Source organism: Flavobacterium sp. PL12 (genome assembly GCF_039123485.1).
GTDB lineage: Bacteria > Bacteroidota > Bacteroidia > Flavobacteriales > Flavobacteriaceae > Flavobacterium > Flavobacterium weaverense.
This window is the reverse complement of the sequence record NZ_JBANDI010000030.1, coordinates 1-15,177: the sequence shown is the minus strand read 5'-3', so window position 1 is coordinate 15,177 and position 15,177 is coordinate 1. Positions and strand designations below refer to the sequence as shown.

10 protein-coding genes, 1 tRNA gene and 2 pseudogenes are annotated in these 15,177 nt (G+C 33.9%); 4 read left to right on the top strand and 9 right to left on the bottom strand.

All coding sequences use genetic code 11. The features are described from left to right. Positions 1–12 precede the first annotated feature (12 nt). Positions 13–1,110 carry a site-specific integrase gene (locus tag RCH19_RS13025; RefSeq protein WP_343023583.1) on the bottom strand — a complete coding sequence of 366 codons (1,098 nt, stop codon included), beginning with the start codon at positions 1,108–1,110 and terminating at the stop codon, positions 13–15. Between the two features lie 65 nt (positions 1,111–1,175). On the opposite strand from RCH19_RS13025, the pseudogene RCH19_RS13020 reads away from it, so the two are divergent. Both RCH19_RS13020 and RCH19_RS13015 read left to right on the top strand, forming a co-directional pair. Continuing rightward, a pseudogene (locus RCH19_RS13020) lies at positions 1,176–1,331 on the top strand (bacillithiol biosynthesis deacetylase BshB1); the annotation flags it as partial. A gap of 75 nt (positions 1,332–1,406) precedes the next feature. Further along, positions 1,407–1,482, top strand: a tRNA-His gene (locus tag RCH19_RS13015). Between the two features lie 223 nt (positions 1,483–1,705). Here RCH19_RS13015 and RCH19_RS13010 read toward each other — a convergent pair. The 5 genes from RCH19_RS13010 to RCH19_RS12990 all read right to left on the bottom strand — a co-directional run bounded on the left by RCH19_RS13010 (position 1,706) and on the right by RCH19_RS12990 (position 7,438). After that, positions 1,706–2,719, bottom strand: coding sequence for a M28 family metallopeptidase (locus RCH19_RS13010; protein ID WP_343023582.1), 1,014 nt, complete (start codon positions 2,717–2,719; stop codon positions 1,706–1,708). A 278-nt stretch (positions 2,720–2,997) separates the two neighbouring features. Further along, complete coding sequence (locus RCH19_RS13005) at positions 2,998–3,768, bottom strand: dienelactone hydrolase family protein (protein ID WP_343023581.1); 771 nt, start codon at positions 3,766–3,768, stop codon at positions 2,998–3,000. A 109-nt stretch (positions 3,769–3,877) separates the two neighbouring features. After that, on the bottom strand, positions 3,878–6,079 hold the full coding sequence (locus RCH19_RS13000; RefSeq protein ID WP_343023580.1) for a penicillin acylase family protein: 2,202 nt from the start codon (positions 6,077–6,079) through the stop codon (positions 3,878–3,880). A 1-nt stretch (position 6,080) separates the two neighbouring features. Continuing rightward, positions 6,081–6,944 (bottom strand): cyanophycinase, encoded by an 864-nt coding sequence (locus RCH19_RS12995; RefSeq protein ID WP_343023579.1) that lies wholly within the window; start codon positions 6,942–6,944, stop codon positions 6,081–6,083. A 41-nt stretch (positions 6,945–6,985) separates the two neighbouring features. Next, positions 6,986–7,438 (bottom strand): Lrp/AsnC family transcriptional regulator, encoded by a 453-nt coding sequence (locus tag RCH19_RS12990; protein ID WP_343023578.1) that lies wholly within the window; start codon positions 7,436–7,438, stop codon positions 6,986–6,988. Positions 7,439–7,665: 227 nt separating this feature from the next. Here RCH19_RS12990 and rocD point away from each other — a divergent pair, with 227 nt between their 5' ends. Beyond that, entirely contained in the window at positions 7,666–8,949 is a 1,284-nt protein-coding gene (rocD, locus tag RCH19_RS12985) for an ornithine--oxo-acid transaminase (protein ID WP_343023577.1), read from the top strand. A 14-nt stretch (positions 8,950–8,963) separates the two neighbouring features. Next, a complete protein-coding gene (gene rocF / locus RCH19_RS12980; protein WP_343023576.1) occupies positions 8,964–9,929 on the top strand; it encodes an arginase in 966 nt (321 codons plus the stop codon). Positions 9,930–10,072: 143 nt separating this feature from the next. Here rocF and RCH19_RS12975 read toward each other — a convergent pair whose 3' ends face one another. The 3 genes and pseudogenes from RCH19_RS12975 to RCH19_RS12965 all read right to left on the bottom strand — a co-directional run. Further along, complete coding sequence (locus RCH19_RS12975) at positions 10,073–11,428, bottom strand: RagB/SusD family nutrient uptake outer membrane protein (RefSeq protein WP_343023575.1); 1,356 nt, start codon at positions 11,426–11,428, stop codon at positions 10,073–10,075. A gap of 11 nt (positions 11,429–11,439) precedes the next feature. Further along, a complete protein-coding gene (locus RCH19_RS12970; protein WP_343023574.1) occupies positions 11,440–14,457 on the bottom strand; it encodes a TonB-dependent receptor in 3,018 nt (1,005 codons plus the stop codon). A 420-nt stretch (positions 14,458–14,877) separates the two neighbouring features. Beyond that, a pseudogene (locus RCH19_RS12965) lies at positions 14,878–15,069 on the bottom strand (arsenical-resistance protein); the annotation flags it as partial. Positions 15,070–15,177: the final 108 nt, after the last annotated feature.

Below are 15,177 nucleotides of genomic sequence, written 5' to 3'. Positions count from 1 at the left end.
AGAATAAACAGTTTACAATTCAGGCATATCTTCTACTGTTAATTGCTTAATGCCTAAGCCCCTCAAATAGGTAAGTGATACTGTCAGATTACTATGCCCCATTACTTGCTGTAATTTACTTAGACTACCGGTTTTTTCATAAACATTGATAGCTCCTGTATGTCTAAAACTATAAAGAGTATTCCCTTCTTTTAATAGAGTGGATTCCTTCTTGTATCTACCCCACAATGTTTTAAAATAATCTTCATTATAAGGGTCAATAGCATTTGTAAATATATTATAATCTTCAGCTCCCCTTACAAGATATTGCTTTACAAATTTTGGAACAGGAACAACTCTATTTTTTTTTCCCTTATTTTGAGCACCAGAAAGGCTTATAAAAGAACAATCATCATTAAAGTCGCTCCATTTCAAATTTCTGATCTCTCTGTGTGGGCGTAAAAGACAACTATAGGTTAATAAACAACAAAGATGTAAATTAGGACTAATCTCTTTAATTTCCTCAAGCACTAATTTAACATCCTTGATTGGCGTATGTAGCACCTCAGCTTGTTTAGAGAGTTTTATGAGGGGGAAAGGATTGGCTAGTTTATACTTTACAAAAAAATCTGATAGTAAAGAGGAGTAATTTTGCTTGTAATTTAACTGTACCCTTTTAGAAGAACTAATATGAATAAGTAATTCTTTTATAATAGCTGGATCGAGTTCACTAAGCATTAATTTTTTATAATCTTTCGCATTGAAGTAGTCGATTAATTTATTGTAAGCGTATGTTAAATCTTTTTTATAACGAGGGCTGTAGTCGGATTTTAATTTCTGACCAAAGGCTAGGGTAGCGGCTTCCATTACATTAATGTCTACAGGTTTAACTTTTATCGTTTTTACTTTTTCACAGGGGCGCCATCCTTTATCTAATTTTTCAGAAAAGGCTTTTAACATCAATTCTAGTTGTTTCTCTCTTTGATTTTCCTTACAGGTATTTGGATTAAAATCAGCTTCGATTACTTTCGCATTAAAATACCGATATCTCTTATTATTGTAAGAAAAGGACACTCCCATTCTTCCTGTGAAGAGCTTAACTATTTTTAAATTTCTAAATTCGTAATTCATGTTTTTGACACTTTTGTGACACACTTAAAAAAAACACAGTTTTCTCCTCTTTTTTAGCACTATAAAATCAAATTCCAGAATCACCAATTAGCAGTAAAAACTTCCTAGAAAGCTTAAATTATCGCTCTAGAGATTTCGGTAGACTTTCTGGAGTAGAACACGCGGAAGGTTTTACAGTTGAAAGATATTTGGCAGTCAATAGCTTAGCAGATTTGAAGTGAAATAGATGTAATTTTTTGAAAAAATTATTTGCAAAAGTAAACTTATGTTGTATCTTTGCCACCGCTAAGCATTATGGTGGTTGTAGCTCAGTTGGTTAGAGCATCGGTTTGTGGTACCGAGGGTCGCGGGTTCGAGCCCCGTCTCCCACCCAAAAGGCAAAAGCCTCTCAGAAATGAGAGGCTTTTTTTGTGTAATAAAGTTTTGCGTAAAAAAAATCAGCCTTGAATTTCTTCAAGACTGATTATATGTTTCTTTTTTGCACAAGGGATAGTAGTGAAAATCCTTTTTATGCAAAGGTACGCAGCATAAAAAGATTGAAACGAATAGCCCGACCACGTTGTAATGCTAGTGGAAACGTGGATGTGCCCAAATACTATTTTTTATCTACAACTGGTCTGTTTTCTCTATTTGCAAGTTCCCAAGCGGTCACAAAAGCAAATTGAGTCCTTTTAGCCAAAGCATCGTACTCAATTTTCTCTGCAGTGTCGGTATGCTTGTGATAATCCGCGTGGACTCCATTGAAGAAGAATACAGATGGAATTCCATTTTTTGCAAAGTTATAATGGTCAGAGCGCTCATAAAAATGGTTTGGATCTTTGGGGTCATTGAATTTATAATCTAAGTTCATTTTAGTGTACTTTGCGTTGGCTTCTTTACAAATTGTATCCAAATCTGATGATAGACGATCTGCTCCAATAACATATACATAATTATTACTGTCAGCGTGAGCGTCATCGCGGCGGCCTATCATATCGATGTTGATATTTGCGATTGTATTGACTAACGGAAATAAAGGATTTTCAGAATAATATCTCGAGCCGTGTAAGCCATGTTCTTCGCCAGTTACGTGGAGAAACAATATAGAACGCTTAGGTCCGTGTCCTGCTTTTTTAGCCATTTGAAAGGCTTGTGCGATTTCTAATAATGCAACTGTTCCTGAACCGTCATCATCTGCACCGTTATAAATTTTTCCTTTTTTAGTTCCTACGTGATCGTAGTGAGCTGAGATTACAAGAACTTCATTTGGTTTTTCTGAACCTTCAATATACGCCCAGATATTCTCTGAATCTGGCAAATTCTCATTGCGTTTTGCATTAAGGAATGCAGCAGGAATATGTTGGTAAAAGTTAGTGGCTGCAGCAGGGAAGGAAATAGCATCTTTCTTGTATTGATCGATAAGATAAACACCAGCTTTTTTTTGGCCTTCAGATCCTGTTTCGCGACCTTCCATTTCGTCTGATGCAACGATATACAAATGTGTTTTTAGCTCGTCAGCGGTGATCGAATTCATGTATTTGGTAGGTTCTACTTGAGTAACGCTGCTTTTTTGAGAGGTGCAACTAAAAGTTATAATAGCGAACAGACTTAATAAAGGGATTTTTTTCATTTTTTGGATATAAATAATAAATTGATAAATGGCAAAGGGTAAAAATAGGAATAAATATAATTAAAACGCTTTACTGCTATTTAAATTTTGTTATTCGTAACACATTATGAGATTGATTTATTTTTCATCGCACTTTCTAAACCTTTCTGATAATTTTATTTTTTATTTTTAGCACAATAAAGAAGGCAGCATAAATTGTACTATTTTATTAATTAAGATCATTTAATTAATAAAAACAACAAATTTATACTGCCTTAAAAAAAAGGGTGTTTATAACCTTATTTCAAAACATCTTCTAAGAAAGTTTTCATGCGCTCCCAAGATCTTTTGTCTGCTTTTTCGTTGTAAGCTGCTCCAGAAGATTTATCGTTTCCAACTTCTACTTCTGTAAAAGCGTGAACCGCGTCAGCGTAATAAATCATTTCCCAGTCTGCTTTTGTATCTCTCATTTCTTGTTGGAAAGCAGAAATTTCAGCTGCTGGAACGTAAGGATCATCTGCGCCGTGTAACACTAAAACTCTAGTTTTTATCGGCGTGTTCGTTCTTGCTGCATCGCGTCCTAAACCACCGTGAAATGAAACAACTCCTTGCGCTTTCATTCCTGTTCTAGCAACTTCAAGTACTCCTGTACCACCAAAGCAATATCCAATTACGACAATATTATCAGCATTTGCACCAGCTTTTACTAACTGGTTTAAAGCTAGCTGAATTCTTCTTTGATAGTCAGCGATATTTTTTTTGTAAAAACCAGACATTTTCCCCGCTTCTTGTGTATTAGTGGGATAATTACCCTCTCCGTAAATATCAGCAATAAATGCGTAGTAGCCCATTTTTGAAAGTTTTTCAGCAGATCTTTTTGAATGAGCGTCAATTCCTTTCCAAGCAGGTAAGATCAATATTCCAGGCTTCGTTTTACTACCTTTTATAGGAGCAATAGATAAACCGTTTAGTTTTTGGTCTCCATCAGTATATTTTACTGTTTTCAGCTGTGCGAATGATGATGCTGAAAATAACAATAAACCTAATAATGTAAATAAGGTGTTTTTCATATTTCGTGTTTTTTTATTTTTACTAAATTCTGAATTTATATTATCTAGGCAAGCAGACTTTTATTTTTTTATTTTATGACTGTATTTTTAAATCTTATAGTTGAAGCTTTTATTCGCCTGGATGATACGTTCGTTCTGCGTTTTTTTGTACATCTTCTTTGTAAAATAATACATCTTTAAATTTTCCTTCGCGATACATCTCCGCCTGATCATAAAAATGTTTTGATTTTGGATTGCCGCTATTTCCTCCGGCTAACAGTGATTTAGCTTTTATTTTGGCACCAAATTCGACCGCGCACACAAAACTATTTCCGTTAAATCCGTATCGTTTTTTGGTTTCTTTTTGGTAACTGCTTTTGTAAGCTGGCAAGCTTCCCCATAACGCTGGGCCATATCCAATGGGTAAACTTTCTTTAGCATCGTCATAAACTAAATCAATAGCTCCTGAAGTTCTTTGGAATCGATTGATTTCGCCCCAAGGAATTTGCCACTTTCCGAATTTCACTTTCAATTCATTTAGAACTAATTGTAACTGCGGTATCATTTGCTCTGCTTTTACATTTTTTGCAAATGCAAGAGTATTTTCTACTTGATCTAATTCTCCTTCATCAGTATAGACTTTTTGGATTATTGGATCTAATTTATAAGCCCATTCTACAGCTATCGTTGTAGCAACAGAATTTTCATTAGCATAATAATCCCACTTTCTTAATATATCGATTGCTTCAGCTGTTTCAGAGTATGTTTTATCATTCTTATTTACGTTCTTTTCGAAAGAAGAAAGAAGAGCAGGAATTAGAAATTCGAAAGCAGTCAACTTAGTGTCGTAACCATCAGCAATCACTTTATCTAAAGTGTAGTCTGTTCCTTTACTTAAAAGTCTAACAGCATTCAAACCTCTAAAACTTTCGCCATCAGGCGCCATGTAAGGTAAATAATTTTCTTTTTTCGGACTATTTTCTCCTGCAACGGAATAAGGTGTAGAATTACAATTTTGTAACCAGCCATTAATAGGATTGTAAGAATGAACTGTTTCTGAAACCTTATGCAAACCTTTCCATTGTGTTGCCGAAGTACTTCCATCCATCACTTTTGACCAGTTTAACTTTTTATCTCTAATAGGAACAAAATTGCCATGCCAATATGCAATATTACCTTCTTTATCTGCGTAAACCGTATTATTAGAAGTGTTAGCTTTTAGATCCATCACTTTTTTGTAATCCTCAAAACCTTTAGATTTTGTTCGAACCCAACTTTGCTCTAAACTTTTCATTGAGCGATTATTAGATTTTAAACTAATCCACTTACCATCTCTTTTAGCCATTATTGGACCGTGGTTTGTGTAATAGGTTTTAAAAGTTTTAGGAATCAGTTTTCCGTTTTCAAGATATTTGATGGTAATCATTTTTTCAATTACAGGCACTAATTTACCATCGTACTCGTAAAACAATTTTTTGTTTTTAGATACAATTTTCTCTGCGTACATATCTGCTACATCAACATTTGATGAGGTATGCATCCAGCCGCAACTTTCATTAAAGCCTTGATAGATAAAAAACTGTCCCCAAGTTACTGCTCCGTATGCATTCAATCCTTCTTCACTGCTCATTTGTATCTCTGGGCGGAAATAAAAAGTAGTGTGTGGATTGATATATAATATAGCATTTCCAGAAGCTGTTTTTGAAGGTGCTATTGCAAATCCGTTAGAGCCCGTTTGCACATCTTTTTCTCTTTCTATGTATGCTACTTTATCATTGTTTCCAGAGTAGAATGCTTTTAATTCACCAGTTGAAAGATTAGCGGTGCTTATTGCACCTATACTTCCATCAGTCCACAATAATGGAAACCATGGCTCAAAATGAGTGAGTAATGCAGGTTTTACTTCAGGATGCTTGTGCAAGTAAAAGTTAATTCCATCTGCATAACTATTTAATAATTTTTTTAACCAAGGCGCTGCTTTTTTATAGTCTGCTTTTGCTTCTTCAATGTCAATTAGAAGTTTTATTTCTAAGTCGTTATACAACACGGCTTGTCCTTTTATTTCTGAAAGACGACCTAATTTCTCAATATAATTCATTTCAACGCGCTTGAAATCATCTTCGCACTGTGCGTACAGCATACCAAATACGGCGTCGGCATCTGTTTTTCCATATACGTGTGCGATTCCCCAATTATCTCGAATGATAGTTACACTCTTCGCAAGATTTTCTAATCTTTTGATTTCAGCGTTATTTACTTTTTGCGAAAAGGAAGAAAAACTAATGCTGATAATTATAAGTAGTGCGGTAAAATGTTTCTTGAGATACTTCATATTATTTGATTTTAAATTTTTGACCTTCAATAAAAATTGCCATTTCTAGTTTTTTTATACTAACTAAATTGTCTTTTCTAAATTTTATAATTCCTTTTGGTTTTTTAACCACAACTACTTCACTTTCGCCAGCAATTTCGATTTCTTTATTTCGAACAATCAAGGCAGTACTTTCATCAATACCAATTCCTATATGGTCTGGAAACTCAACTAGTGCAGAAAGTAATCGATTGTACCTACTTCTCTTCATAAAATGTTGATCGATAATTACATTTTTTATTAATCCTAAACCAACAGTGGTTTCAAGATTATCGTATCTTATATTGTCGAAAGTTTCAGAGTACTTAGTCTGTAATTTTTGATTTCCCGTAATCATGTGTTGGCACATTACTGCAGCGCCCGCACTTGTACCAGCAATTGTACTTCCGTTTTCATATGCTTTGTGAATCGCAGTGTAAACGGGAGTGTTTTTTACCACATCCATAAAGCGAGTTTGATCGCCGCCACTGATAAATATAAGTTTTGCATTTTGCAAAGAATCATTTAGAACCTTATTATTTACCATCGTTTTATCATAATTCATCATGATAATTGGATTTGGAGTCAGCTTTTCAAACTGAGATTTAAAATAGATAAAAGATTCAATAGGTTCTCCGCTTGACATGGGTAAAACGACAATATAATCTTGTGTTGTTAGCTCAGCTAAGTTAATTAACTGTGTCATCAGCGCATCAGATCGATCTCCGCCACCAATTATAAATAGCTTTCCTTTTGGATTTTGCGCTTGTGAGCTTGCGCAGAAAAGCAAAAGGAAAATTGTAATAACCCTTTTACAGTCGAGAATGGAATATGATAATTTTTTCATTACTTGGTTTTTGGGTTGGTTAATAGAATTATAATACTTTTTTAAAGTGACACATTTCGTTTAAAGGCACAACCTAATTCCATAATTGAATCTGTTTTTGCAATTCCAGGAATGTTATCAATCTTTTCATAGAGAATTTTACGCATGTGCTCATGGTTCTTAGCTATTATTTTTATGTACAAAGTGAAGGAACCTGTTATGAAATAACATTCTGTGATTTCTGGAATTTTTTTTAATTCTTCGATTATTCGCCCAGAATCTTGATCTTTATTTAAAGTTAATCCAGTAAATGAACCCCAATCGTAACCTACTTTTTTTTCGTCGATAACAGGCTTGATTCCTTTTAAAATTCCTTGTTCTGTCAATCTATTGATACGCTGATGCACCATTGTATTTGATATTTTCAAATTGGTTGCAATTGCGGAATAAGCCATTCTTCCGTCTTTTTCTAATTCTTTGATTATATTGATATCGAATTCGTCTAATAGATCCATATTTTATTAACTATTTTAAGCTTTAGCGTAGCTATAAATGTACATATAATATTTATTTTTGAGCACATCTTTAATTGAAATTAAATAATTTGAAATGACTTATTTAAAGCCTAATTAAAATAAATCCTTTTAAAATAATTCTATTTTAAAGTCAAAAAGTATAATTTCGTTGGCTTTTTAAAAAATAGTAGTAGTTTTGCATCTTATTACTTTAAATCACAAACAACATGACACACACAGACCAAAAACTTTCTTCAAAATCTGAAGCGTTGATAGCAAAAGAGAACCAACATGGTGCTCACAATTACCATCCTTTACCTGTAGTTTTAGAAAGAGGCGAGGGTGTATTTGTGTGGGATGTAGATGGTAAAAAATACTATGATTTCTTGTCAGCATACTCTGCGGTAAATCAAGGACACTGTCATCCAAAAATTGTAGGTGCGATGGTAAAGCAAGCGCAGACTTTAACATTGACTTCTCGTGCTTTTCATAACGATCAATTAGGACCATATGAAGAGTATGTGACTGACTACTTTAACTTTGATAAAGTTTTACCAATGAATACTGGTGCTGAAGCAGTGGAAACAGCATTAAAGATTTGTAGAAAATGGGCTTACGAAGTAAAAGGAATTCCTGAAAATCAGGCGCAAATTATTGTTTGTGAAAATAATTTCCATGGTAGAACAACGACTATTATTTCATTTTCGAATGACGAAAGTGCTCGTAAAAACTTTGGACCATTTACGGCTGGTTTTATCAAAATTCCTTATGATGATGTCGATGCATTAGCAGAAGTATTGAAAAATTCAAAAAATATAGCAGGCTTTTTAGTAGAGCCTATTCAAGGTGAAGCGGGCGTTTACGTTCCTGCTGAAGGATATTTAGCTAAAGCCAAAGCATTATGTGAAGAGCATAACGTTTTATTTATTGCTGACGAAGTACAAACAGGAATCGCTCGTACAGGAAGATTATTGGCAACTTGTGGAAATTGCGATTGTAATAACGGTTGCGAAAATAAACCAGAAGTAAAACCAGATATCCTAATTTTAGGAAAAGCAATTTCTGGCGGTGTTTATCCAGTTTCTGCAGTTTTAGCAAACAATGCTATTATGAATGTTATAAAACCGGGTCAACACGGATCTACTTTTGGAGGAAACCCAGTTGCTGCAGCGGTTGCAATTGCAGCTCTTGAGGTAGTAAAAGAAGAAAATTTAGCTAAAAATGCGCAGCATTTAGGAGAAGTTTTGAGAAAAGGATTAAATGAAATTGCTTCTAGAAATTCTCTAATTACACTTGTAAGAGGGAAAGGGCTTTTAAACGCAATTGTTGTAAACTGCGATGAGGAATCAGATTTAGCTTGGAATATTTGCATGAAATTTAGTGAATACGGATTATTGGCTAAGCCAACGCATGGTAATAAAATTAGATTTGCACCTCCATTAGTAATTACTGAGGAGCAAATTAACGAATGTCTAGCTATTATCGAAAGAGCGCTTAACGATTTTAAATAATTTAAAAGCGAGGAATGAATAAAGTTATAAAATTAATAAAAAACCGGTCAGATATTGGTGCTGGAACGCGAGGTTCTGATTTGGGAATTGATGCGATCGAAGTTGCAGCAATAAATCAGAATAGTAATTACTTTAACAGTTTTGAATTTGAAGATGTAAAAACACATAACGAATCCATTTATAATAGAAATAAAAGTTCTTTTGCTAAAAGGATCGAGCATGTTTTAGAACAATGTACGAGAGTTAGTTCATCGGTTAAAGAAAATCTAGAGTCCAATTATTTTCCTATTGTTTTGTCTGGGGATCACTCTTCTGCTTTAGGGACCATAAGCGGAATTAAAGCTGCTTATCCTGATAAAAATATAGGTATTTTTTGGATTGATGCCCACGCAGATTTACATTCGCCATATACATCGCCATCTGGAAATATTCATGGTATGCCAATTGCAGCAGCGCTGGCAGAGGATAATTTAAGCTCTAGAAATACCAATGACGTAACTTCGGAAACGAAGCAACATTGGGACAATATGAAAAATATTGGTCTTAAAGGCCCAAAAATTAGACCAGAAAATTTAATCTATTTTGGTGTTCGAGATACTGAAGAAGAGGAGGACAGGCAAATTGAAAAACTGCAAATTAAAAATTATAGAGTCGAGGAAGTACGTTATAGAGGTTTGAAAAAATGTGTTGATGAAGCATTAGCTCAACTTTCACATTGTGGAATTATTTATATCTCTTTTGATGTTGACTCGATGGACTGCGACACAATTTCTTATGGGACAGGTACACCAGTTCCTAAGGGATTTGATCAATATGAGATTATAGCCATTATCAACCAAATTATTGAAAATAAGAAAGTTGTCTGTATAGAATTTGTAGAAGTGAATCCGCTTTTAGATACAAAAGGAAACAAGATGGCTGAAACTGCTTTTGAAGTATTGGAAGCAATTACTGTTACATTACAGTCAATAGAGAACTAATTATCTGTTTTTAAAAAGTTAGTTTTTCTTCATAAATAACCCCTTAACTCCACTATGAAATCAAAATTTGATTAGTGTTTTTAAGGGGTATTTTATTTAATTAGCTACTATTTTAAATAATTTTTTTGCTAAAATAATACTATTTAGTAACCTGGATTTTGAACTAATTTTTTGTTTACGTCCATTTCTCTTAATGGAATAGGTAGCACTAGATTATTTGCGTCATAAGCCAACGATCCTATATTTTGCTTTAATCTTTTAGCATCAAACAAAGCAAAACCTTCAAATGATAATTCTCTTTTTCTTTCCATTAGAATTGTTGCTAAAGTAACACTACCAAATAATGAAGCGCCTGATCTTACACGCAACATATTAACATCATCTACTGGTGAAAGACCAACTTGAGTAGCTCCTCTAAAATTAGATTCTGCACGAATTAAATACATTTCGGCTAAGCGTAAAAATGGGATGTTTCCATACTGATTCTTCCACTTGGTCGTACATATATTATCTGCTTCGTAAAAGAAATTATTTCTTTGGTCATCAGCATCGTCATAAATGTCGAAATGTTGATCTTCAATACTAATATCAGGATTTCCAGAACGTCCTCCAAAATCAGCACCTGCCCAAAAAACATTGAAGTCATTAGAACTTGCATCTTGGCTGCTAACTTGCCAAGCTAACAAATCTTCGGTTGAATTTTCTGAATTATTAAAAGTCTTTGCGTAAGTACTTGCTAACGATGCACCGCTATTATTAATGACAAAATTAGCCATTGCTAGTGCATTAACATAATCGCCTTTTTGCAAATAAACTCTAGCAAGTAAAGCTGCTGCACTGTATTTTGTTGCATAAACACCATTTGAAGCTGGTAACAGTGTATAAGCATCTTTTAGGTCAATTATTACTTGCTTGTAAACTTCTTCTACAGTATTTCGCGCTGGAAAAGTGATTTTTGTAGGATCTAAATTTGGTTCTAAAATTATAGGAATACCAAGCTGATTATTTACTGCTCCAGCAACGAAAGGCTTAGCAAATAGACGAGCTAAATCAAAATAAACTAGTCCTCTAAGAAACTGCGCTTCCCCTTTAGCTTGATTTTTGTCGTTTGCATCTGTAAAAACAGCTAGGTTGTCTAGCACAATATTAGTCTGATTACTAATCTTGTAAGCTCTCAACCATAAGCTTTCGACAAAACTATTGTCTGTTAATATTTCTTTCTCATCGTATTGGTTAGGTTGAACGTATGTCCCATCCCAATAAAGATCTCCGTCGTTTGCAATTAATTCAGATACTAGAGCAATTCCGCCACCGTATAATGCACTTGATCGCGCATCGCCATAAGCATTGTTTAATATTTTCTGCAGGTTTGAAGGTGTACTAATTGCGATCTCCGTTGGAATCGATTGTTCCGGTTTAATTGTTAAGTTGTCGTCACACGCAGCAAAAGACAGCATTACAACCGCTGCTATAATTATTCTATAGTTATATATTTTCATATCTGATTTTATTAAAGGTCAATGTTTAATCCAATAATTATCGTTTTTGCAGGAGGTGCTGAATAAAATGCGATTCCTTTTTGAATATTTGAATCTCCATTATTGTCGTATGATGATTCTGGATCGTATCCTTGATAATTTGTAAAGGTTAATAAATTCAATCCCGTCATATAAATGCGAAGTCTATCTACAGATATTTTTTGAGTAACTGTTTTAGGCAATGTATATCCAAATGATAGATTTCTCAAACGAACAAAATCAGTTTTTTCTAAATAACGAGTAGAAGCTTGCTCACCATTACTGCGACCCCATCTTGCCTGCGGAACGCTTGTGATATCTCCTGGTTTTTGCCATCTGTTCATTTGATCTGACGTTTGGTTGTCTTTATATCTAGCATTACTAGATTGAAATTTTCCAGCTTCATTGTATATAGACGCTCCCCATTCTCCTTGGACGGTAAAGGAAAAATCAAAATTATTAAATGCTACAGTATTGGTCATTCCAGCCATTAATGTTGGATAAGGATTTCCGGCAATAATTCTTTGTGCATCACTATACGTTTTTGTTGTTGCTTTGTCTAAAGTTCCGTCGGCAAGTAAAGTGTTTTTGTAAAATAACGCATTCCCATTTGCTGGATCAACTCCTGCATATTCTACTACGTAAAAGGAAGAAATAGTTTCACCAACTCTTACTATATTTTGTCCTGCAACAATATCGCCACCGGGCAATTCTGTTACTTTATTATCTAATGTCGCTAGATTTAATGAGGTTTTCCAACTCAATTTATCATTTTTGAAATTTGTAGTATTTAGTACAAATTCAAAACCTTTGTTAGTCAATGAGCCTACATTGCGAGTTAAAGAGCTCCATCCTGATGTACCAGGTAATGGTTCGTTTAATAAAAGATCATTTGTTTTTTTTACATAGTAATCAATTTCGCCGCTTACCCTATTATTTAAAAAACCAAAATCAATTCCTACGTCAACTTGGTTTGTTATTTCCCATTTTAAATCTTGGTTAACTAATTGAGAAGGATTTATCGCTGATTGCTTATTATAAGAGGATCCACTAAATAATCCTAAACTAGCAAAATTTCCAATTCCAGCATTTCCTGTTACTCCATAACTAGCTCTTAATTTTAATAAATTAATAGCACTACTTTCTTTTAAAAAATCTTCTTGTGATATGATCCAACCTACAGAAGCCGCGGGAAATATACCGTAACGATTTGAAGCTCCAAATCGAGAAGAACCATCATAACGTAAGCTTCCTTTTAAAAGATATTTATCCATAATAGAAACTGTTGCTCTTCCAAAATAAGAAAGGAAATTGTACTTGGTTCTACTAGAAGTTCCAGCTGTTATTTCAGATGCACTTTCCACCGTTTGTAAGTCGTCTGATGGAAAACCTGTACCAGCTACATATTGTCTTTTTCTTGCACTTTCTTCAAAACTCATTCCGCCTACTACTTCTAAATTGTAATTCTCATTGAATTTTGTAGAATACGTTAAATAATTATTGATACTGTATTTGTCAGATTGAATAGCATTTGCATCAGCATAACCATTAGTTGAAGCAGATTCAGTTAAACTACCAGCAAAATATTCCTCCGTTTGATTATTATTATCGTAACCTAATTCTGTTCTAAAACTTAGTTCCGGTATAATTTTAAATTCTGCATAAGAATTCATCAATGTTCTAAAAATATTGGCATCCCAATTTCCATTAAATTGCTGCATTAAGAAATTGTAGTACAAAGTTGTATCGTTATTTGGAGTTACACCATCGTTAAGATAGTCTGGCGCCAAGGGAGTCTGAGCTACGGCTTGTAGCGGTGTTGCAAAAGAATTATCAGATCCTATTCTTGTAATGTTTGTTTTGCTCAAACTAGTATTTAAACCTACTCTGAATTTATCAGAAACTTTATGGTCTAAATTTCCTCTATAGGAGTAACGATCTAAATTATTTCCTCTTACAATTCCTTCAGTATTATTATATCCACCAGAAAGAAAGAATAAAGTTTTACTATCTCCACCAGAAATTGAAAAGGTATGGTCTTGAACAGCTCCTTTAACTAATGCTAAATCTTGCCAGTCAGTATCAACTTCGCCCGTTCTCCAATCTTTTCCATTAGCATAACCATCAAAAACTCCGCCCGGCTCTGTCAACCACAAATCGGCAGCACCATATCGGTATGCAGAGGCTTCGGTAAATAATTCAGCATATTGTGCAGCGTTTAGCCAACTCACCTTGTGAGTTGCTTCGCTCCATCCTGCAGAAGTATTTAATGAAATTTTTGTCTTACCTGATTTTCCTTGTTTTGTAGTGATAAGTACAACCCCGTTAGTTCCTCTAGCGCCATATATAGCAGCAGATGAAGCATCTTTAAGAATTTCAACAGATTCAATGTCATTAGGATTTAAGGAAATTAATGGATTAATAGGTGCAGATGAACCACTTTCATTATCATTTATTAATGGCATACCGTCTAGAACGTATAAAGGCTCTTGAGAAGAGGAGATGCTGGAAACACCACGGACTCTCAATTTTACACCACCTTCTACTTTTCCATTGATTTGTGTGATTTGGACACCAGCTAATTTACCTACCATTGCATTTTGAAAATTGGAAACGGGTACGTTTTCCATGTCCTTAGCCGTTACACGAGCAATGTTATCCGTTAATTTTTTCTTGCTTTGTGTACCAAAACCTACGACAAATACAGTCTCAAGTTCATTGGACGAATCACTTAGCTTTATTAGCATGGACGGTGCAGCAGAAATTTCCGCAGTTTTCATACCCACAAAACTTACACTAAGAGTTTGGCCCTTTTTTGCGGTGATTACAAAATTACCATCAAAGTCAGCTTGAGCGCTCACTTTCGACTCCTTCACAACAATATTTGCACCCGGAATAGGAAGTCCACTCATATCAGTGACTTTACCTGAAAATCTACTTTCTTGGGCAAAAGTCAGTTGCACTAAAAGCACTGCTAAAATGCTCAAAAAATGTTTGAATTTAATTCTCATTTTTGGTTTATTTAAGATTAGTTACCTCAAATATCCAAATAAATTGTTAAATAAAAATAGTTTTAAGTTAAAATTGTTAAATAAATATGTTTTAGCCTATTTTTTTATTTAATAGTCAAATTTAGTTGATAAAACTGACATTCATTATTATGTTTTCTCTATTAGAACATTTAGTTCTCAAGACATTAAGCAATTAATAATAGTAATAATGAAAATTTAAATGGGGACAATCAATATTGTAATGAATTTTAAATTGCTTTGGCGTGAGTGTTGTAGAAAAACAAAAATAGTAGTGGAATTGGACTTTAGAAAATTGAGTGCAGACTGAAATTATGGATTAACATTTTTATGATTGTGCTAACTTTGAATTCTGCTAAAATATATGGAAATGAAAAGTTTAAATTATAGCTTGAAAAACTGCTAGTTAACTTCTAATTTGTAAAGCTTTTTCTTTAGCCAAAAAGCAACTTTTACCAATAGTATTAATGCAGGAACTTCAACTAGAGGACCAATCACTCCAGCAAATGCTTGACCACTATTAATTCCGAAAACTCCAATTGAAACAGCAATAGCGAGTTCGAAATTATTTCCTGAGGCAGTAAATGAAAGTGCGACTGCGTCTCTATAAGTAATGGTTAAAATTTAATGTCGTATTTTGTTCCAAAATTAGTCAGGACAAAATTTAATTTTTCTTTGAGGTTTTCGAATGATTTATAAGCA

What these genes read in the sequence shown, in the direction of transcription:
- RCH19_RS13025 (WP_343023583.1), bottom strand. Translation starts at nt 1,110, where the DNA reads ATGAATTACGAATTTAGAAATTTAAAAATAGTTAAGCTCTTCACAGGA.
- RCH19_RS13010 (WP_343023582.1), bottom strand. Translation starts at nt 2,719, where the DNA reads ATGAAAAAAATCCCTTTATTAAGTCTGTTCGCTATTATAACTTTTAGT.
- RCH19_RS13005 (WP_343023581.1), bottom strand. Translation starts at nt 3,768, where the DNA reads ATGAAAAACACCTTATTTACATTATTAGGTTTATTGTTATTTTCAGCA.
- RCH19_RS13000 (WP_343023580.1), bottom strand. Translation starts at nt 6,079, where the DNA reads ATGAAGTATCTCAAGAAACATTTTACCGCACTACTTATAATTATCAGC.
- RCH19_RS12995 (WP_343023579.1), bottom strand. Translation starts at nt 6,944, where the DNA reads ATGAAAAAATTATCATATTCCATTCTCGACTGTAAAAGGGTTATTACA.
- RCH19_RS12990 (WP_343023578.1), bottom strand. Translation starts at nt 7,438, where the DNA reads ATGGATCTATTAGACGAATTCGATATCAATATAATCAAAGAATTAGAA.
- rocD (WP_343023577.1), top strand. Translation starts at nt 7,666, where the DNA reads ATGACACACACAGACCAAAAACTTTCTTCAAAATCTGAAGCGTTGATA.
- rocF (WP_343023576.1), top strand. Translation starts at nt 8,964, where the DNA reads ATGAATAAAGTTATAAAATTAATAAAAAACCGGTCAGATATTGGTGCT.
- RCH19_RS12975 (WP_343023575.1), bottom strand. Translation starts at nt 11,428, where the DNA reads ATGAAAATATATAACTATAGAATAATTATAGCAGCGGTTGTAATGCTG.
- RCH19_RS12970 (WP_343023574.1), bottom strand. Translation starts at nt 14,457, where the DNA reads ATGAGAATTAAATTCAAACATTTTTTGAGCATTTTAGCAGTGCTTTTA.